Origin of the sequence: Micromonospora sp. NPDC005252, assembly GCF_042872475.1 — a bacterium.
In the GTDB taxonomy this organism is placed as follows: Bacteria; Actinomycetota; Actinomycetes; order Mycobacteriales; family Micromonosporaceae; genus Micromonospora.
Genome location: NZ_JBIAKN010000007.1, coordinates 47,308 through 64,314, shown reverse-complemented (window position 1 = coordinate 64,314; position 17,007 = coordinate 47,308). Strand labels below are relative to the sequence as shown.

Sequence of the window (17,007 nt, the reverse complement as noted above, 5' to 3'; positions counted from 1 at the left end):
CCCGCCGCCGGTCGTGATATCCGCCTCAGAAGGGATGCCCGATGGCGTCGCCGAGACTCGAGGACGATCCGCTGGCCGGGCACCCCGGTAGGTTGCGCCCGTTGACCGACGAGCTGGTCGCCGCGGTGCTCGCCGCGCGTGGCCGGCCGGTCGGCCGCGCCGTGAACGGTGACCTCGTGGGTCGCTTCGACGACAACCTGATCTGGTTCCTGCGTCTCGGGGTGGACGGCGAGTTGCTCCAGGTCCGCACCATGGTCGCGCCCGCTTTCGGGATCGAGCAGGTGCCCGCCCTGTACGCCTTCTGCAACGCCTGGAACCACGACCGGCTCTGGCCGAAGGCGTTCGTGCACGTCGACGACGGCGGTCAGGCCCGGATCTACGGTGAGGTGATCACCGACCTGGAGCGCGGGGTCACACCGCACCAGCTCGACCAACTGCTCGACTGTGGCATCACGGCCGGCTGCCAGCTCGCCGTCGCCGTCGGCCGGCTGCCCGGCGCGGTGTCGGCGTGACCGGGCGGGAGGAGGCGGCGGGCAGCCGCACCGACCGGGCGGACGGCCCCTCCGATGGCCGGGTCGCAGGTCAGCGCGTCCTGGCGCTGGTGGCCGCGCTCGCCGACGCCCGGGACCTGCCCGACGGGCCCGGTCGGCTGGTCGCCCTGGAACGGGTCGCCGAACGGGCCGACGCCGCCGGGGACGTCCGGTCCGCGATGGACGCCCGGTTCGCCCTGATCGAGGCGTACCTGCTGCACGGCGAGCGGTGGCGGCTGGTCGAGCCGTTGCGACGCTGCCGGGCCGCCGCCGACCGGTGGCCCGCGCTGCTCACCGACGCCGAGGCTGAGCTGCTGGCGCGCTACCAGCGCTACGCGGTGGAGGCGCTGCTCGGCACGCCTCGGGTCGGGCTGGACCAGACCCGACTCCTGCTGGACGACCTGGCCCACCGGGTGGGGGCGGACGGCCCCGACGCGCCGACCGTCGCCGAGCTGCGCTGCCGGATCGCCGACCACCTCGGCGACGAACCCACCGCCCGCCGCTTCTTCCAGGGGTGGGCGGGCACGCGTCCCGGCCCGGCCGGTGGATGCCCCGGCTGCGCCCCGGCCCGACGCGCGGAACTGCTCGCCGGCTGGGGCGAGTGGCAGGCCGCACGCAGTGAGCTGCGGGCGTACGACGGCGACGCTCAGGAGTGCACCGACCAGCCCGAGCGGGCGCTGGTCGCCGATCTGCTGCCGCTGTTGCGGCTCGGCGAACCAGAGCAGGCAGCGGCGGCGCACGTGCGGGCGTACCGGCGACACCGGCGCGAGCGCTCCGCCTTTCCGTACCTCGCCACGCATTTGCGGTTCTGCGCGCTCGGCGGGCACCTGGAACGCGGGCTGACCGTCCTGACCGAGCAGCTGCCCCGACTGGACCGGCCCACCGACGACCTCGCCGCGATGGAGTTCGCCGCCGCCGGGGCGCTGGTCTGCGGGCTGGCCGAGGAGGCGGGGCTGGGTGACCGGACGGTGCACCGCCCGGCGTACGCCGATCGCCCGGCCACCGAACTGGAGGTGGGCACCCTGGGCGCGCTGCTGCTCGGCCTCGCCACCGACCTGGCGGGCAGCTTCGACGCCCGCAACGGCACCGGTCACCAGTCCGGCCGGATGGCGGCCTGGCTGGCCGAGCGCCCATCCGCGACGGCAGCGCCGCTGCCCGCCGACGACGAGGCCGCCGACGAGGTTGGCGACCAGGCCGGCGCGCACGAGCCCGGCGCGCACGAGCCCGGCGCGCACGAGCCCGGCGCGCACGAGCCCGGGGCGGACGAGGCCGGCGCGGAGGCGGACTCCGAGCGGGAGGTGATGGCGCTCACCACCGACATGATCACCTCGACGCTGGACAGGCGCGGCGACCGGTACCTGGTCGACGACGGCGGCACCGTGGTCGGCCGGTGGGGTGCGGCCGTGATCCAGTTCCGTCGGGCCGGCGAACGCGGCGAGGTGTTGCACACCCGGGCGATGGCCGCCCGCCGGCTGCCGACCGCGCGCCGCGCCGAGGCGTACGCCTTCTGCAACGCCTGGAACCACGACCGGCTGCTGCCCAAGGCGTACGCGCACGATCTCGACACGGAGATCGTGCTCGCCGGGGACGTGGCGACAGACCTGACCCACGGGGTGGCGCCGGTGCAACTGCTGGTGCTGGTGGACGCCGCGATCGCCACCGGCGTCGCGTACGCCGAAGCGGTGGCCGACCTGCCCTGACCGCCCGGCGGCCGACACGGCGACGCCGGCCCACCCGCAACGGGTGGACCGGCGTCAGCGCGACGTGCTCAGACCTCGACGACGGTGGGCACGATCATCGGCCGACGACGGTACTTGTCGTTGACCCACCGCCCCACGGTCCGCCGGACGATCTGCTGGAGCTGGTGCGGGTCGGTGATGCCGTCCGCGGCGGCCCGGTTGAGCGCCTCGGTGACCAGCGGCACCACCGGGTTGAACGCCTCCGGGTCCTCGGAGAAGCCCTTCGCGGACAGCGTCGGGCCGGCGACCACCTTGCCGGTGACCGAGTCGACGACCACTGTGGTGGCGATGAAACCGCCGTCGCCGAGGATCCGCCGTTCGGTGAGCAGCGACTCGCTGACGTCGCCGACGGCGAGACCGTCGACGTAGACGTACCGGCTCTTCACGTGCCCGACGAGGCTGGCCCGGCCCTCGACGAGGTCGACCACGTCGCCGTCCTCGCAGATCACGACCCGGTCGGCGGCGACCCCCGACTCGATGCCGAGGCGGGCGTGCGCGCGCAGGTGACGCCACTCGCCGTGCACCGGCATCAGGTTGCTGGGCCGAACCACGTTGAGCAGGTAGAGCAGTTCGCCGGCCGGGGCGTGCCCGGAGACGTGCACCTTCGCCACGTCCTTGTGCACGACGACCGCGCCGGCCCGGGCGAGCCGGTTGATGACCCGGTAGACCGAGGTCTCGTTGCCCGGCACCAGCGACGACGCCAGCACGACTGTGTCGCCAGGCGCGATGGTGATGTGCCGGTGGTCGCCGCTGGCCATCCGGCCCAGCGCGCTCATCGGCTCGCCCTGCGAACCGGTGGACATCAGCACGATCTGCTCGGGAGGCAGCGTGGTCGCCTCCTCGATCCCGATGACCAGGCCGGCCGGGATGTTGAGCAGGCCGAGGTCCCGGGCGATGCCCATGTTGCGGACCATGGACCGACCGATCAGCGCGACCTTGCGGCCGTGCTCCGCGGCGGAGTCGAAGACCTGCTGCACCCGGTGCACGTGCGAGGCGAACGAGGCGACGATGATCCGGCCCTTGGCCTTCGCGAAGATCGAGTCGAGCACCGGCCCGATCTCCCGCTCCGGGGTGACGAAGCCGGGGATCTCCGCGTTGGTGGAGTCGGACAGCAGCAGATCGACGCCCTCGGCGCCGAGCCGCGCGAAGCCGGCCAGGTCGGTGATCCGGCCGTCCAGCGGGAGCTGGTCCATCTTGAAGTCGCCGGTGTGCAGCACCAGGCCGGCCGGGGTGCGGATGGCCACGGCGAGCGCGTCGGGGATGGAGTGGTTGACCGCGAAGAACTCGCACTCGAACGGGCCGAGCCGCTCGCGGCCGCCCTCCCGCACGGTCAGCGTGTACGGCTGGATGCGCCGCTCGGCCAGCTTCGCCTCGACCAGGGCGAGGGTGAACTGCGAGCCGACCAGCGGGATGTCGGGCTTGTGGGCGAGCAGGTACGGCACCGCGCCGATGTGGTCCTCGTGGCCGTGGGTCAGCACGATCGCCTGGACGTCGGCCAGCCGGTCCAGGATCGGGCCGAAGTCGGGCAGGATCAGGTCCACGCCCGGCTGTTCGACGTCGGGGAAGAGCACCCCGCAGTCGACGATCAGCAGTTTGCCGTCGTACTCGAAGACGGTCATGTTCCGACCGATGGCGCCGAGCCCGCCGAGCGGGATGATCCGCAGGCCACCTTCCGGCAGCGGCGGGGGCAGTTCCGCCTCGATGTGCGCCTCGGTCACGCGTCCACCTCATTCTGCGACGCCATCACTCGGCGCCCATCGTGTCGTTCGATCATTCGGGCAGCTCCAGGCCCGCTGCCGCGAAGTCCGCGCGCAGCTGGGCGATCTCGTCGTCGGTGGCGTCCACGAGCGGGGGTCGCACCGGGCCGGCCGGCAGGCCCAGCGACGCCAGGCCCGCCTTCACCAGGATGGTGCCCTGCGTGCGGAAGATGCCGGTGAACAGCGGCAGCAGCCGCCGGTGCAGGGCAAGCGCGGCCGGCATGTCCCCCGCGTCGTACGCCTCGATCATCTGTGCGGTCAGCGCCCCGGTGAAGTGCGTCGAGGTGCCGACCACGCCCACGCAGCCGACGGCCAGCGCCGGCAGGGTGAGCGCGTCCTCGCCGCTGTAGAAGGCGAGGCCGGTCCGGCTGGTCACCCAGCTGGTGGCGGTCAGGTCGCCCTTGGCGTCCTTGACCGCGACGATCCGCGCGTGGTCGGCGAGCCGGACCAGTGTCTCGGTGTCAATCGGCACGCCGGAGCGGTGCGGGATGTCGTACAGCATCACCGGCAGTCCGCTGGCGTCGGCCACCGCGGTGAAGTGCCGCAGCAGACCGCTCTGCGGCGGCTTGTTGTAGTACGGGGTGACCACGAGCAGGCCGTGCGCGCCGGCCTTCTCGGCGGCGGTGGCCAGCTCGATGGTGTGCCGGGTGTCGTTGGTACCCACCCCGGCGACGACCCTGGCCCGGTCACCGACGGCCTCCACCACGGCCCGGATCAGGCGTTCCTTCTCCGCGTCGGTGGTGGTCGGCGACTCACCGGTGGTGCCGTTGACCACCAGCGCGTCGTTGCCCTGCTCGTCGACCAGGTGGCTCGCCAGTCGGGCGGCGCCGTCGAGGTCGAGCGAGCCGTCGGGGGTGAACGGGCTCACCATGGCCGTGAGCACCCGGCCGAAGGGGCGGGACGCCGGTTGGGCCGCGGCGTCGGGGTGGTCGTGCGTCATACCCTCCAACCTAGCGGACGACCAGCCGGAGCCTGCCGGGGAAGGGCTCAGGACGCCTCGTGCGGGCTGGCCGCCACCTCGGTGCCGTCCGGCAGCGTCGAGATCACGAAGTCGGCGAAGACGTTCGGTGCGACTCCCTGGAGCTGGCGCAGGCACTCCACGGCCAGCTCACGGATCTCCACGTCGGCGTGCTCGGTGGCCCGCATGGCGACGAAGTGCCGCCACGCCCGGTAGTTGCCGGTGACCACGATCCGGGTCTCGGTGGCGTTCGGCAGCACCGCGCGGGCCGCCTGCCGGGCCTGCTTGCGGCGCAGCGTCGGGTTGGGCTCGTCGGAGAAGCGCTGCTCAAGACCCTCCAGCAGCTCGGTGTACGCCCGCACGCTCGCCTCGGCGGCCTCGGTGAACTTCTTGTGCAGCTCGGGGTCGTCGGCGATGACCGCCGGCTCGACCATGGCCGCGTCCCGCTCGGGGACGTAGCGCTGGGAGAGCTGGGAGTACGAGAAGTGCCGGTGCCGGATCAACTCGTGGGTGAAGGAGCGGGACACCCCGGTGAAGTAGAAGGTGACCGAGCCGTGCTCCAGCACGCTCAGGTGCCCGACCTCCAGGATGTGCGCGAGGTAGCCGGCGTTCGTGGCGGTCGCCGGGTTCGGCTTCTTCCACGACTGGTAGCAGGCCCGCCCGGCGAACTCGGCGAGCGCCTGGCCGCCCTCGGCGTCGGTCGACCACGGCACGTCGTCCGGGGCCGCGAACTGGGTCCACGCGATCAACTTGACCTGGGGCTGCACCATCTCCGGCATGCCAGGGACTGTAGTAGCCGGCGGTCCCGCTCCCAACTCGGGCTCGCGGTGTGGAAGCCGCCAACCGCAGCCGAATCACCGGTGCTCGCGGACGCGCCGGCGCCCGGAGGTGTCCAAGATCTCTACGCGCGGATCCGGTGGCTCGCGGGTCTCGCACACCCCCGGTTCCCTGTAGAGCTGCCCCAGAAGTGGGGCAGGCGGCACGACGCCGGGCGCACCACCGCCACGCCCCATATCCGGGGCAGCTCTACAGGACGCGCAGGACCTCACGGCCCGCCCGAGGAAGGCCGAGGAAGGCCGATCCACAGCACGCCGGGCCGGGGCTGGCAGGCCTCAGACGTAGAGCGAGGTGAACGGCGCCCAGGGCAGGTTGCGCAGCACCGAGAAGGCCAGCCACACGCCCAGGAACCCGACGATGACCTTCGAGCTGATCCGCAGCTCCGGCAGCCGCCAACCGAACGCCTGATGGCCCGCCCAGGCGACGAAGAGGTACGCCAGGAAGGGCAGCGCGAAGACGAACAGGAAGTGGTGTCGGGCGGCGGCCGGCAGGTCGCCGTGCAGCACGTACCAGAGCGCGCGGGTGCCGCCGCAGCCCGGGCAGTCCAGCCCCGTGGTCAGCTTGAGCAGGCAGGTCGGCGCGGCGTCCGGGTCGGCGTGGGCCGGGTTGCTCAGCAGCGCGTAGGCCATGCCGAGGCCGACGCACCCGACCGCGGCCAGCGGCGCCGCCCAGCGCGGTGACCGCTCGTAGAGCCACAGAACGCCCCGGGTGAGCCGGTCGGGCTCGGGCGCCGGGTAGCCGTAGCCATCCGGCGGGCTCGCCGGCCAGCTCGCACCGGGGGCGGGCTGCGGCTGGTCGACCGGTCCGGGAACGCTCGTCACGCGCTCACGGTACACCGGACACGCCGGCCAACGCGGCGGTGAGCGGACCGGCCAGGTCGCCGGCCGCGGGCGGCGCCACCGCGTCCAACCCGAGCCAGCCGGCGAGCCGGTACAGCTCGGCGGCGAGCGCCACGGCGGTCTCCCCCGGGTCGGCGCCGGGCTCGACCCAGGCGGCCGGCACGAGCAGCACCCCGGCCTTGCGGTCGGCCTTCAGGTCGACCCGGGCGGTGAACCGGTCGCCCTGCAGGAACGGCAGCACGTAGTAGCCGTACACCCGCTGTGGCGCCGGGACGTAGATCTCGATCCGGTAGCTGAAGTCGAACAGCCGCTCGGTGCGGGCACGTTCCCAGACCAGCGGGTCGAACGGGCTGACCAGCGTGTTGCCCCGAATCCACCGGGGCAGCCGGGCGGACGCGTGCAGCCAGGCCGGCTGTCGCCAGCCCGCCACGGTGACCGGCACCAGCTCGCCGGCCTCGGCCAGCTCCGCGACGGCCTGCCGGGCGCCGGCCAGTGGCAGCCGAAAGTAGTCGCGCAGCTCCGGTTCGGCGGCCACCCCGAGCGACCGCGCCGCCAGGGCCACCAGAGCGCGGTACGCCTCGGCGTCGGTCGGGGTGGGCGCGCCCAGCACGGCCGGCGGGAGCACCCGCTCGGGCAGGTCGTAGCGGCGGGCGAAGGACGTGCTGCGCTCGGCGGCGGTCACCTCGCCGGCCCAGAACAGGAACTCCAGCGCCCGCTTCACCGCCGACCAGTTCCACCCCCAGTTGCCGGTCTCCCGGGGCGCGTCGTGCTCGATCTCGGCGGCGGTCAACGGACCCCGCGCGGCCACCTCGGCCCGGACCCAGGCGACCAGCTCCGGCTGCTCCTGTGCGATGCGCCGCATGCCACCCCAGGATTCGCTCTGCGCGCGGGCCATTCGCCAGCGCAGCAGCGGGTGCAGCCCGACCGGCACGAGGGACGCCTCATGGCCCCAGTATTCGAACAGCTCGCGGGGGCGGCGGTAGGCGGCCTGGTCGAGCAGCGCGGTGGGGTACGGACCGAGCCGGCTGTAGAGCGGCAGGTAGTGCGCACGTTGCAGCACGTTGACCGAGTCCATCTGGATCAACCCGACCCGGTCGAGGACCCGGCGCAGATGTCGACGCGTGGGCACCCCGACCGGCGGCGGGTCGGCGAAACCCTGGGCGGCGAGTGCCACCCGGCGGGCCTGGGCGAGTGAGAGTGCTTCCGGTGCGGCCATCGTCGGCGACGATAAATCATCGGTACGACGCCGGTGCGGGAAGCTGGACTCCGACGGCTACGGGGGCATAGAACGGTGCAATGCTGACCATCCGCCGGGAGGAGCCCGACGACGCCGAGGCGGTCGCCCGGGTGCACGTGCACGGCTGGCAGGCGGGTTACGCCGGCTTCATGCCGGACGAGGTGCTCGGACGGCTCAACGTGGGGGCCTGGGCGCAGCGCCGTCGTGACCTGGGCACCGCCGACCCGGAGCACCCGTTCAGCACCCTGCTCGGCGAGGTGGACGGGCTGGTCGTCGGCTTCACCACGTTCGGGCCGTACCGCCGCAACCAGGACCGCGACGATCTGGACCCGACGGTCGGCGAGGTGCTGGCGCTCTACGTCGAGCCGGAGTTCTGGGGCGACGGGATGGCCGCCGAACTGCTCGCCGCCGCCCGCGCCGGGCTCAGCGAACGGGGCTGGACCGGCTACCGGCTGTGGGTGCTGGCGGACAACCGGCGGGCCCGCCGGTTCTACGAACGGGCGGGGCTGTCACCGGACGGTGAACGGTCGACCTACCAGGTGCCGCTCGCCGGCGGACGCGGGCCGGTCGGACTGGTCGAGCTGCGGTACGCCGGACGCCTCGACGACTGACCTGCCCGGTGTCAGCCACCGGCGAACCGGCAGGAAGGCCAGCAGGGCCAGGCTGATCCAGACGTACGCGTTGCTGCCGACGAAGCCGTCGACGCCGGTGAAGTCCTTCTCCCAGAACCAGACGGTCCGGCTGATCAGCAGCACGTAGCCGATGGTCGCGGCGGCCAGCAGGACGCGCCGTCGACGGCCGGCCGGCGCGGCCATCGCGTTGTCGACCAGCAGGATCAGCCCGGGCAGCAGCCAGACCAGGTGGTGCACCCAGGTGACCGGGCTGACCAGGCACATCACCGCGCCGGTCAGGGCCAGGCCGGTCGCCTCGTCACCGGCGGCGACGGCGACCCGGGACCGCCAGGCCCAGAGCGCCAGGGCGCCGAGCACCAGCAGCAGCCACAGCAGGGTGCTCGGGTGCTGCGGGTCGAGCCGGGCGACCACCCCGCGCAGCGACTGGTTGGAGACGAACGCCAGCTCCCCGACCCGCCCGGTGTTCCACAGTGCCTCGGTCCAGAACTCCCGGGAGGCGTCCGGGAAGAGCGCGCCGGCCAGCAACGTCACCCCGGCGGCCGCGCCACTGGCGGTGAGCGCCGCCCGCCACCGCCCGGTGACCAGCAGATAGACGATGAAGATGCCCGGGGTCAGCTTGATCGCGGTGGCCAGGCCGATGCCCACCCCGGCCCACCGGTCGCCGACCGGCAGCAGCCGCAGCAGGTCCACCGCCACCAGGAACAGCAGCAGTGTGTTCACCTGGCCGAAGTTGACCGTCTCCCGCATCGGCTCGAAGGCGGCGGCCAGGCAGAGCGCGACGGCGAGGGCGAACCAGGGGGTCCACCCGGCCCGGCGGGCGATCGGGTCCACCAGCCACCAGATCAGCACCGTCGTGGTGACCACACTGGCGAGTACGCTCACCACGATCGCGGCCGACCACGGCAGGTACGCCATCGGCAGCATGACCAGCGCCGCGAACGGCGGGTACGTGAAGCCGTACTGGGTGCCCGGTTTGAGGTAGTCGTAGATCTCCCCGCCGTCGTGCACCCACCACGTCAACGCGCCGTAGTAGACCTTGAGGTCGAAGAAACCGTGCCGGACGGCCGCGACGGCGAGAAACGCGGTGACCGCCGCGGCGAGCACCACCACCCCGACGACCTGCGCGGTCGTCCTGTTGGCACCCTGCGCCACCGTCGCCTCCCTCGCCCTGCGTAGGCTTCCGTCCCATGGCTCTCGGGTACGTCCGCCCGGCGCGTCCCGAGGACGCCGGCGAGATCGCACGCATCCAGCTCGCGACCTGGCGGGTCGCGTACCGCCGCATTCTGCCTCGGCATGTGCTCGACAACCTGGACGAGGCGTTCCTCGCCCGGCGGTGGAGCGCCGCGGTGCTGGAGCCGCCCTCGGGCGCGCACCGGGTGCTGGTCGCCGTCGAACAGGCCGAGCAATCGTATCTGGTGGGGTTCGCCGCCTCCGGCCCGGCCGACGGCGAGGCGCTCGCCCCGGGTGAGCCGGCCGACGCGCTCGGCCCGGACGTGGCGGCGGTGACCGACCTGCTGGTGGAGCCGCGCTGGGGCCGGCGCGGGCACGGCAGTCGGCTGCTCGCCGCGACCGTCGACCTGTGGCGGTCCGACGGCATGAGTCGGGCGGTGGCCTGGGCGTTCGACGGTGACGAGGCGACCCGGAAGTTCCTCACCAGCACCGGTTGGGAGCCCGACGGCGCGGCCCGGGCGCTGGACGTCGACGACATGCTGGTGCCTCAGGTGCGCCTGCACGTGGCCGTGCCGACCGAGAAGGTTCCGGCCGAGTGACCGGTGCGGCGGCCCGGGGCCGCCGCACCGGTACGGTCAACCCTTGTCCGCGCCGTCGCTGGCGTCGCGGACGAAGTAGCGCTGGAACACCACGAAGATGATCGCCACCGGGATGGTGGCGAGCAGCGCCGCGCCCAGCTTGAGCGGGTACTGGGTGCCGCTGCCCAGCGAGCCGCTGACCAGGTCGGCGAGGCCGCGCGGCAGGGTGAACAGGTCCGGGTCCTGCACCGACACGAGGCTGTGCGGGAACTCGTTCCAGGAACCCTGGAACGACAGGATGGTCAGGGTGATCAGCGCCGGCTTCGCCATCGGCAGCACCACCGACCAGAAGGTGCGGAAGATGCTCGCCCCGTCGATGCGGGCGGCCTCCTCCACGCTCACCGGGATCGACTCGAAGAACTGCTTCATGATGAACACGCCCGCCGCGTCGGCCAGCAGCGGCACCACCAGGCCGGCGTAGCTGTTGTAGAGGCCGAGCTGGTTGAGCACCAGGAACTTCGGGATCAGCAGCACCACGCCGGGCACCGCCATCACCGCGATGACGGCGGCGAACAGCCCGGCGCGACCCCGGAATCGCAGCCGGGCCAACGCGTACCCGGCGAGCGAGTCGAAGAACACCCGGCCGAGGGTCACCAGCACGGTGACCAGCAGCGAGTTGCCCAGCCAGAGCGGAAAGTTGGTGCCGGCGAAGATCCGGTCGAAGCCGGCGAGGCTGAGCGGGTCCGGAATCGGCGAGAGCGGGTTCGCCGCCGCGTCGGGCTCGGTCTTGAGCGAGCTCGCGATCTGGATGACGAACGGGTAGAGGAACACCAGCCCGAAGAAGACCAGCGTGGCGTACCCCAGAAAGCGGGTGACCAGGGTGCGGGCCGCGCGCTGGTCGCCGCGCGCGGGCGCCCCCGCCGGGCGGTCGGTCAGCACGGCCATGTCAGGACCTCTCCGGTACGCGTCGACGCCGCCAGCCGCGGCGCGGCCGGTCGGTGTCCCGCTCGGCGAGCGCCCGACGCTGGATCAGCGTGAGCACGATGATGATCAGAAACAGCACGAACGAGATCGCCGCGCCGGAGCCGTAGTCGAAGTCCCGGAACGCGGTCCGGTACGACAGGTACGCCGGGGTGACGGTGGTCTTGGCCGGGTCGCCCTGGCTCATGACGTACACCTGGTCGAAGACCTGCCAGGAGCCGATCATGCCGAGGGTGAGCACCAGGAAGGTGGTCGGCCTGATCATCGGCAGGGTGACGTAGCGGAACCGCTGCCAGCGGGAGGCTCCGTCGAGCGTGCTGGCCTCGTCCAGCGTCACCGGCACGTTCTGCAGGCCGGCCAGGAACATCAGCATGAACGTGCCGGAGGTGGTCCAGATGACCAACGTGATGATCGAGATCATCGCCACGCTGGGGCCGGCCAGCCAGTCCCACCAGCTCAGCCCGAACGGGCCGCCGTCGGTGAGCGCCGCCGGGGGCGAGTCGACGCCGACCGCGCCGAAGAGCAGGTGCAGCACGCCTCGAGAGTCGGCGAACCACTCCGGGCCGTCGATCCCGAGGAAGCCGAGCAGCGCGTTCACCGCGCCGGAGTTGGCGAAGAGGAACAGGAACACCACGCTGATCGCGACCGAGCTGGTGACCGAGGGAAAGTAGAACGCGCTGCGGAAGAAGCTCTTGCCCTTGAGCATCCGGTTGTTGACCACCAGCGCCAGCCCGAGCGCGAGCACGGTCTGCGCCGGCACCACGATCGCCACGTAGTAGATGTTGTTGCGGATGCTGGTCATGAAGTCGCGGCGGGCCAGCCCGTCCTCGGTGAACAACTGGGTGTAGTTGTGCGCGCCGACGAACGGGACGTCGCCGGTGAACGGGCTGCCCTGCCCGTTCCAGTCGGTCAGGCTGACCCAGAGCGCCATCAGGATCGGCAGCAACAGGAACAGCCCCAGGATGACGATCACCGGTGCGACGAAGAGCCAGCCGGCGAGGTTCTCGTTGCCGCGGACGCCACCCCGCCGTCGCCGGGGGCTCGTCCCGGGCGCGGTGGCCACGGCGGTCAGTGTCTCGGTTGCCATCTCCCCTCCCTCCCTCTCTCGGGCCCTTCCGGGCCGGAGGTGCGGACGGGGGCCCCGCTCGCTGTCGGGGCCCCCGCCGTCACCTCAGCTGCCGCCGAGCGCCGCCTTGGCGTTCTTGTCGAAGTTCTGCAGCACGGTCTTCGGGTCGCCGTTGGCCAGGCTCTGCAGACCGGTGTCCAGGTCCTTGAGGACGCTGTCCATCTTCGGCGCGTTCACCGGGCCCTGGGCGTACGCGACGCCCTCGATGAACACCTTGTCGGCCGGGGAGGCGGCCGTGTACTGGTCGCGCACCGACTGCCGCGACGGCATGACACCGACCGCCTTCGCGAACGTCAGCTGCTGCTCACCGCTGGTCATCGCCTCGACGAACTTGATGGCCTGGTCCTTGTACTTGCTCTTCGCCGCGATGCCCCAGCACTGGGTGAAGGAGAGCGTGCCCTGCCCCTTCGGGCCGGCCGGCAGCGCCACCACCTTGTACTTCACGTTCGGGAAGTCGTTCTGCAGCGCGCCCTTGATCCAGTTGCCCTCGATGGTCATCACGGCCTTGCCCTTGCCGAACGCCTCACCGGACCAGCCCGAGTCGAGCTGCTTCGGGTACTTGGCCAGGCCCGAGGTGAGCAGGGACTTGACGTACTGGAGGGCGGCCAGGTTCTCCGGGGTGTCGGCGGTCGGCTGCTTGCCGTCCTTGCTCAGCAGCCAGCCGCCGTTCTGCACCAGGAAGGCGCCAATCCGGTCCCGGGTGTCGCCGAGCGCCAGGGCGACCTGCCCCTTCGCCTTGATCTTCTGGGCGGTCGCGGTGAGCTGGTCCCAGGTGGTCGGCACGTCGGCGTCGGTCAGTCCGGCCTTCGCCCACAGGTCCGTGTTGATCTGCAGGGCCAGGGTGGAGAAGTCCTTGGGCGCGCAGTAGAGCTTGCCGTCGTACGAGAACGTGGTGCGCAGGCTCTCGTAGAAGTCGTCCGGGTTGGAGATCTTGTCGCCGTACGGCTCCAGCGCGCCGACGCTCGCGTAGTCGGCGAAGCGGGCCGCGTCGACGTAGAAGACGTCCGGCGGGGTGCCGCCGGCGAGGCCCTGGCCGAGCTGCTGGGTGAGGTCCTGCGCCGGGGTGACCGTGGCGGTGTTGCCGGAGCCGCTGGCCCACTTCGCCGCGGCGTCCTGCACGGCCTTGGTCTCGGCTTCGCCGGAGGATCCGATCAGGATCTGCAGGCTGGCCGGTCCGCTGGACTGGGCGGCGTCGCCGGACGAGTCGTCGAAGCCGCTGCCGCAGGCCGCGGAACCGAGAAGGGCGACGGCGGCGAGGCCGGCCACCGCCGCCCGGGTGAGGTTTCGAGGTGCCATGGGGTTCTCTCCTGGTGGGGGATGGGACTACGCGGTGTGCCGAAGCGCCAGCGAGGGCTGGAGCAGCACGTGGGTGGGGGTCTCGTGGTTGCCGTCGAGGACCCCGGTGAGCAGGTCCACGCAGCGGGCGGCGGCCTCGCCGAGCGGTTGGCTGACGCTGGTCAGCCCCACCGCGGCTGCGACCGGCGTGTCGTCGAAGCCGATCACCGACACCGGCGGGTCGGTGCCCCGGATCGCCTGCAGCGCGCCGAGGGCGAGCGAGTCGCTGGCGCAGAGCACGGCGGTCGGCGCCTCGGCGGCGAGCAGGTCCCGAGTGAGCCGTTCGCCCTCGGCGATGCCGTCCTCGGTCTCGCGGTGCAGCCCGGTCGGGTCGACACCGGCGGCGCGCAGCGCGTCGTGCCAGCCGGCCCGCCGGTCGTCGCCGACACCGGACCCGAGGGGCCAGCCGATGAACGCGATCCGCCGGTGCCCGGCGTCGAGCAGATGCCGGGTAGCGGCGGCGGTGCCGGCGGCGCCGTCCACGTCGACCCAGGGGTGCGCGTCGAGCGCGTCCCACGGGCGGCCGAAGGTCACGAACGGCACGTCCCGGTCGGCGAGCCAGGCGGTACGCGGGTCGCCGTACTTGGTGCCGACGAGCACGAACGCGTCCAGCTCGTACGTGCCGAGCAGGTCGTCGTAGGTGGCGATCTCCCGCTCGTCGTCGGTGGCGGTGTAGAGCAGCACCCGGTAGCCGGCGGCGTCGGCGGTCTCGGTGAGGCCGTGCAGGAAGCGGTCGAGAACGGAGCCGTTGATGCCGTCGCGGGTCGGTTCGATCCGGGCGGCGATGAGGCGGGACCGGCCGGTGCGCATCTGTCTGGCCGCCTGGTTGGCCCGGTAGCCGAGCGCGCTGATCGCGTCCTCGACCCGCTGGCGGGTCTCCTGCCGCACGATGTGCGGCGCGTTGAGCACGTTGGAGACCGTCTGCCGGCTTACTCGGGCGTGCCGGGCCACCGTCGCAATGGTTACCTTCTCGGGCACTTAATCCCTCTCGCCGTCTTGAACGATCCAATTCGGATAGTGCAGGATTAGATCGTTCAAGTTTCTGGAATGTTTCGCACTTTGCACCGCCAGGGGCGCGTTGTCAAGATGTCCGCCCCGCACCCCGAGATCTGGAGCCGCGCCGTGATCGAACGCCAGCTGCAACCCCTCCTGCACGAGTTGGTTCCGGTGGTGCTCGCCCCGACCAGTGCGCTGGGGGACGCGACCGGGCAGATCCGCCCGACCGGCGTCCAGGGCGTCTTCCACGCCGACGCCCGCGTGCTCTCCCGGGCCGAACTGCGGGTCGACGACCAGGAGCTGGAGGGGCTGACCCGCGGCGCGGACGGCCCGCACGGCGCCCGCTTCGTGGGCCTGGCCCGCTGGCTCGGCGATCCCACGCCCGACCCCACAGTCCGCGTCGACCGGCTCCGTCGGGCCACTCGCAACGGCCTCACCGAGGAGCTGCGGATCGTCTCCACCGCCACGGTCGGCGTACGGGCCACCGTGAGCGTCGACCTCGGCTGCGACCTGGCGCCCATCGAGGTGGTCAAGTCCGGTGGCGCCGCCGCGCCGCTGGAGGCCAAGACCGGCCAGCCGGGCCTGCTCACCTGGTCGGCCGACGGCATCACCGTCACCGTCACCGCGCCCGACGCCGACGTGCTCGCCGCCGACGAACGGGCCACCGCGCCGCGGCTGGCCTGGCCGATCGACCTGCCCCCCGGAGGCGAGTCGGTGCTGCGCTGGCAGCTGACCGTCGAGGACCCGCGCGCCGTGGTGATCGGCCCGGTCGGCGAACCGGAGTGGGCCCGACCCGAGGTGACCGCCGACGATCGACGGCTGGTCCGCTTCCTCGACCGCAGCCTGGACGACCTGCGCGGGCTACGCCTGGCCGAGACCGGCGCGCCCGGGGACGTCTTCCTCGGCGCCGGCGTCCCCTGGTTCCTCACCCTGTTCGGCCGGGACAGCCTCTGGGCCGCCCGGATGATGCTGCCGCTCGGCACCGACCTGGCCGCCGGCACCCTGCGCGTGCTCGCCCGCCGCCAGGGCACCCGCGTCGACCCGGCCACCGGGGAGGCCCCCGGCAAGATCCTGCACGAGCTGCGCGGGCAGGAGTTCGCGCTGCCCGGGAACGGGCTGCGCCTCCCGCCGGCCTACTACGGCACCGTCGACGCCACCATGCTCTGGGTCAACCTGCTGCACGACGCGTGGCGCTGGGGCCTGCCGGCCGAGCAGGTCGAGCCACTGCTGCCGCACCTGGAGGCCGCCCTGCGCTGGCTCGGCGAGCACGCCGACCCCGACGGCGACGGCCTCGTCGAGTACATCGACACCACCGGCCACGGGCTGTCCAATCAGGGCTGGAAGGACTCCGGCGACGCCGTACGGTTCCACGACGGCTCCCTGGCCACCGCGCCCATCGTGCTGGCCGAGGTGCAGGGGTACGCGCACGAGGCGGCGGTGAACGGCGCCGCCCTGCTGGACGCCTTCGGCCGCCCCGGTGGGGACCACTGGCGCGAGCGCGCCGCCACGCTGGCCCGCCGGTTCCGGGACACCTTCTGGGTCGACGGCCGGTACGGCCCGCAGCCCGCCCTGGCCCTCGACCGGGACAAGCGCCCCGTCGACTCGCTGACCAGCAACATCGGTCACCTGCTCGGCACCGGCCTGCTCACCGTCGACGAGGAGGCCCAGGTCGCCCGCTTGCTCACCACTGACACGCTGGCCGGCGGCTTCGGACTACGGACGATGTCCACCGACGACGCCGGCTTCAGCCCGCTGTCGTACCACTGCGGTTCGATCTGGACCCACGACACCGCGATCGTGCTCGCCGGGCTGGCCCGCGCGGGGCACCGCGACGCCGCGCTCGGCCTGGCCGAGGGGCTGCTCACGGCGGCCGAGGCGTTCGACTACCGGATGCCGGAGCTGTACGGCGGCGACGACCGGACGCTGCTCGATCGCCCGGTGCCGTACCCGGCGGCGTGCCGGCCCCAGGCGTGGGCCGCGGCGGGCGCGGTGCTGCTGCTCCAGGCCGCGACGGGCCTCTACCCCGACGTGCCGGGCGGCACGGTCCGGCTGACCCCGCTGGCCGGCGCGGAGCTGGGCGCCGTCACGGTCAAGGGCCTCCGCGTGGCCGACACCCCGGTGACGGTCGAGGTCGACCGCTCTGGCGAGGCCAGGGTCACCAACCTCCCCACCCCGCTCACCCCGACCCTCCCCACCCAACGCCGCGCAGCGGAACACCCGGCATAGCGGGCGCTGCGGCGGGAGATCTTGGACAGTTTCCGTCAGAAGCTGACGGAAACTGTCCAAGATCTG

At 72.7% G+C, this 17,007-nt stretch carries 15 protein-coding genes; 5 read left to right on the top strand and 10 right to left on the bottom strand.

The window, feature by feature from the left end:
* The first annotated feature begins 41 nt into the window (after nucleotides 1-41).
* Complete coding sequence (locus ACFYPH_RS20605) at nucleotides 42-512, top strand: YbjN domain-containing protein (protein ID WP_355066841.1); 471 nt, start codon at nucleotides 42-44, stop codon at nucleotides 510-512.
* Between the two features lie 80 nt (nucleotides 513-592).
* The gene (locus ACFYPH_RS20600) at nucleotides 593-2,230 is read left to right on the top strand and encodes a YbjN domain-containing protein (protein WP_387184217.1); all 1,638 of its coding nucleotides are present in this window, start codon (nucleotides 593-595) and stop codon (nucleotides 2,228-2,230) included.
* Between the two features lie 68 nt (nucleotides 2,231-2,298).
* Here ACFYPH_RS20600 and ACFYPH_RS20595 read toward each other — a convergent pair whose 3' ends face one another.
* From ACFYPH_RS20595 to ACFYPH_RS20575, 5 genes are all read right to left on the bottom strand, one after another.
* Nucleotides 2,299-3,987 carry a ribonuclease J gene (locus ACFYPH_RS20595; RefSeq protein WP_124854118.1) on the bottom strand — a complete coding sequence of 563 codons (1,689 nt, stop codon included), beginning with the start codon at nucleotides 3,985-3,987 and terminating at the stop codon, nucleotides 2,299-2,301.
* Between the two features lie 52 nt (nucleotides 3,988-4,039).
* Entirely contained in the window at nucleotides 4,040-4,966 is a 927-nt protein-coding gene (gene dapA / locus ACFYPH_RS20590) for a 4-hydroxy-tetrahydrodipicolinate synthase (protein WP_354859197.1), read from the bottom strand.
* A gap of 47 nt (nucleotides 4,967-5,013) precedes the next feature.
* Complete coding sequence (gene thyX, locus ACFYPH_RS20585) at nucleotides 5,014-5,754, bottom strand: FAD-dependent thymidylate synthase (RefSeq protein WP_145785820.1); 741 nt, start codon at nucleotides 5,752-5,754, stop codon at nucleotides 5,014-5,016.
* A gap of 342 nt (nucleotides 5,755-6,096) precedes the next feature.
* Nucleotides 6,097-6,657, bottom strand: a complete 561-nt coding sequence (locus ACFYPH_RS20580; RefSeq protein ID WP_387183866.1) for a DUF2752 domain-containing protein — start codon at nucleotides 6,655-6,657, stop codon at nucleotides 6,097-6,099.
* Nucleotides 6,647-7,876: a winged helix-turn-helix domain-containing protein gene (locus ACFYPH_RS20575; RefSeq protein ID WP_387183863.1), complete on the bottom strand. Its 1,230-nt coding sequence runs from the start codon at nucleotides 7,874-7,876 to the stop codon at nucleotides 6,647-6,649. The genes ACFYPH_RS20580 and ACFYPH_RS20575 overlap by 11 nt, the downstream gene beginning before the upstream one ends.
* Before the next feature lie 80 nt (nucleotides 7,877-7,956).
* Here ACFYPH_RS20575 and ACFYPH_RS20570 point away from each other — a divergent pair, with 80 nt between their 5' ends.
* Nucleotides 7,957-8,508 (top strand): GNAT family N-acetyltransferase, encoded by a 552-nt coding sequence (locus ACFYPH_RS20570; protein WP_355066845.1) that lies wholly within the window; start codon nucleotides 7,957-7,959, stop codon nucleotides 8,506-8,508.
* On the opposite strand, the gene ACFYPH_RS20565 is transcribed toward ACFYPH_RS20570, so the two are convergent.
* Nucleotides 8,407-9,681 carry a glycosyltransferase family 87 protein gene (locus tag ACFYPH_RS20565; protein ID WP_387183859.1) on the bottom strand — a complete coding sequence of 425 codons (1,275 nt, stop codon included), beginning with the start codon at nucleotides 9,679-9,681 and terminating at the stop codon, nucleotides 8,407-8,409. The genes ACFYPH_RS20570 and ACFYPH_RS20565 overlap by 102 nt on opposite strands.
* Before the next feature lie 35 nt (nucleotides 9,682-9,716).
* Here ACFYPH_RS20565 and ACFYPH_RS20560 point away from each other — a divergent pair, with 35 nt between their 5' ends.
* On the top strand, nucleotides 9,717-10,298 hold the full coding sequence (locus tag ACFYPH_RS20560) for a GNAT family N-acetyltransferase (RefSeq protein ID WP_354859186.1): 582 nt from the start codon (nucleotides 9,717-9,719) through the stop codon (nucleotides 10,296-10,298).
* A gap of 36 nt (nucleotides 10,299-10,334) precedes the next feature.
* Here the strand turns inward: ACFYPH_RS20560 and ACFYPH_RS20555 are convergent, their stop codons facing one another.
* From ACFYPH_RS20555 to ACFYPH_RS20540, 4 genes are all read right to left on the bottom strand, one after another.
* The gene (locus ACFYPH_RS20555; protein ID WP_355133479.1) at nucleotides 10,335-11,222 is read right to left on the bottom strand and encodes a carbohydrate ABC transporter permease; all 888 of its coding nucleotides are present in this window, start codon (nucleotides 11,220-11,222) and stop codon (nucleotides 10,335-10,337) included.
* 1 nt (nucleotide 11,223) lies between these two features.
* A complete protein-coding gene (locus tag ACFYPH_RS20550; RefSeq protein WP_387183855.1) occupies nucleotides 11,224-12,345 on the bottom strand; it encodes a carbohydrate ABC transporter permease in 1,122 nt (373 codons plus the stop codon).
* Between the two features lie 84 nt (nucleotides 12,346-12,429).
* Nucleotides 12,430-13,680: an extracellular solute-binding protein gene (locus ACFYPH_RS20545; protein ID WP_387183852.1), complete on the bottom strand. Its 1,251-nt coding sequence runs from the start codon at nucleotides 13,678-13,680 to the stop codon at nucleotides 12,430-12,432.
* Between the two features lie 27 nt (nucleotides 13,681-13,707).
* The gene (locus tag ACFYPH_RS20540; RefSeq protein ID WP_355066850.1) at nucleotides 13,708-14,697 is read right to left on the bottom strand and encodes a LacI family DNA-binding transcriptional regulator; all 990 of its coding nucleotides are present in this window, start codon (nucleotides 14,695-14,697) and stop codon (nucleotides 13,708-13,710) included.
* Between the two features lie 108 nt (nucleotides 14,698-14,805).
* Here ACFYPH_RS20540 and ACFYPH_RS20535 point away from each other — a divergent pair, with 108 nt between their 5' ends.
* On the top strand, nucleotides 14,806-16,941 hold the full coding sequence (locus tag ACFYPH_RS20535) for a glycogen debranching N-terminal domain-containing protein (protein WP_387183849.1): 2,136 nt from the start codon (nucleotides 14,806-14,808) through the stop codon (nucleotides 16,939-16,941).
* Nucleotides 16,942-17,007 lie beyond the last annotated feature (66 nt).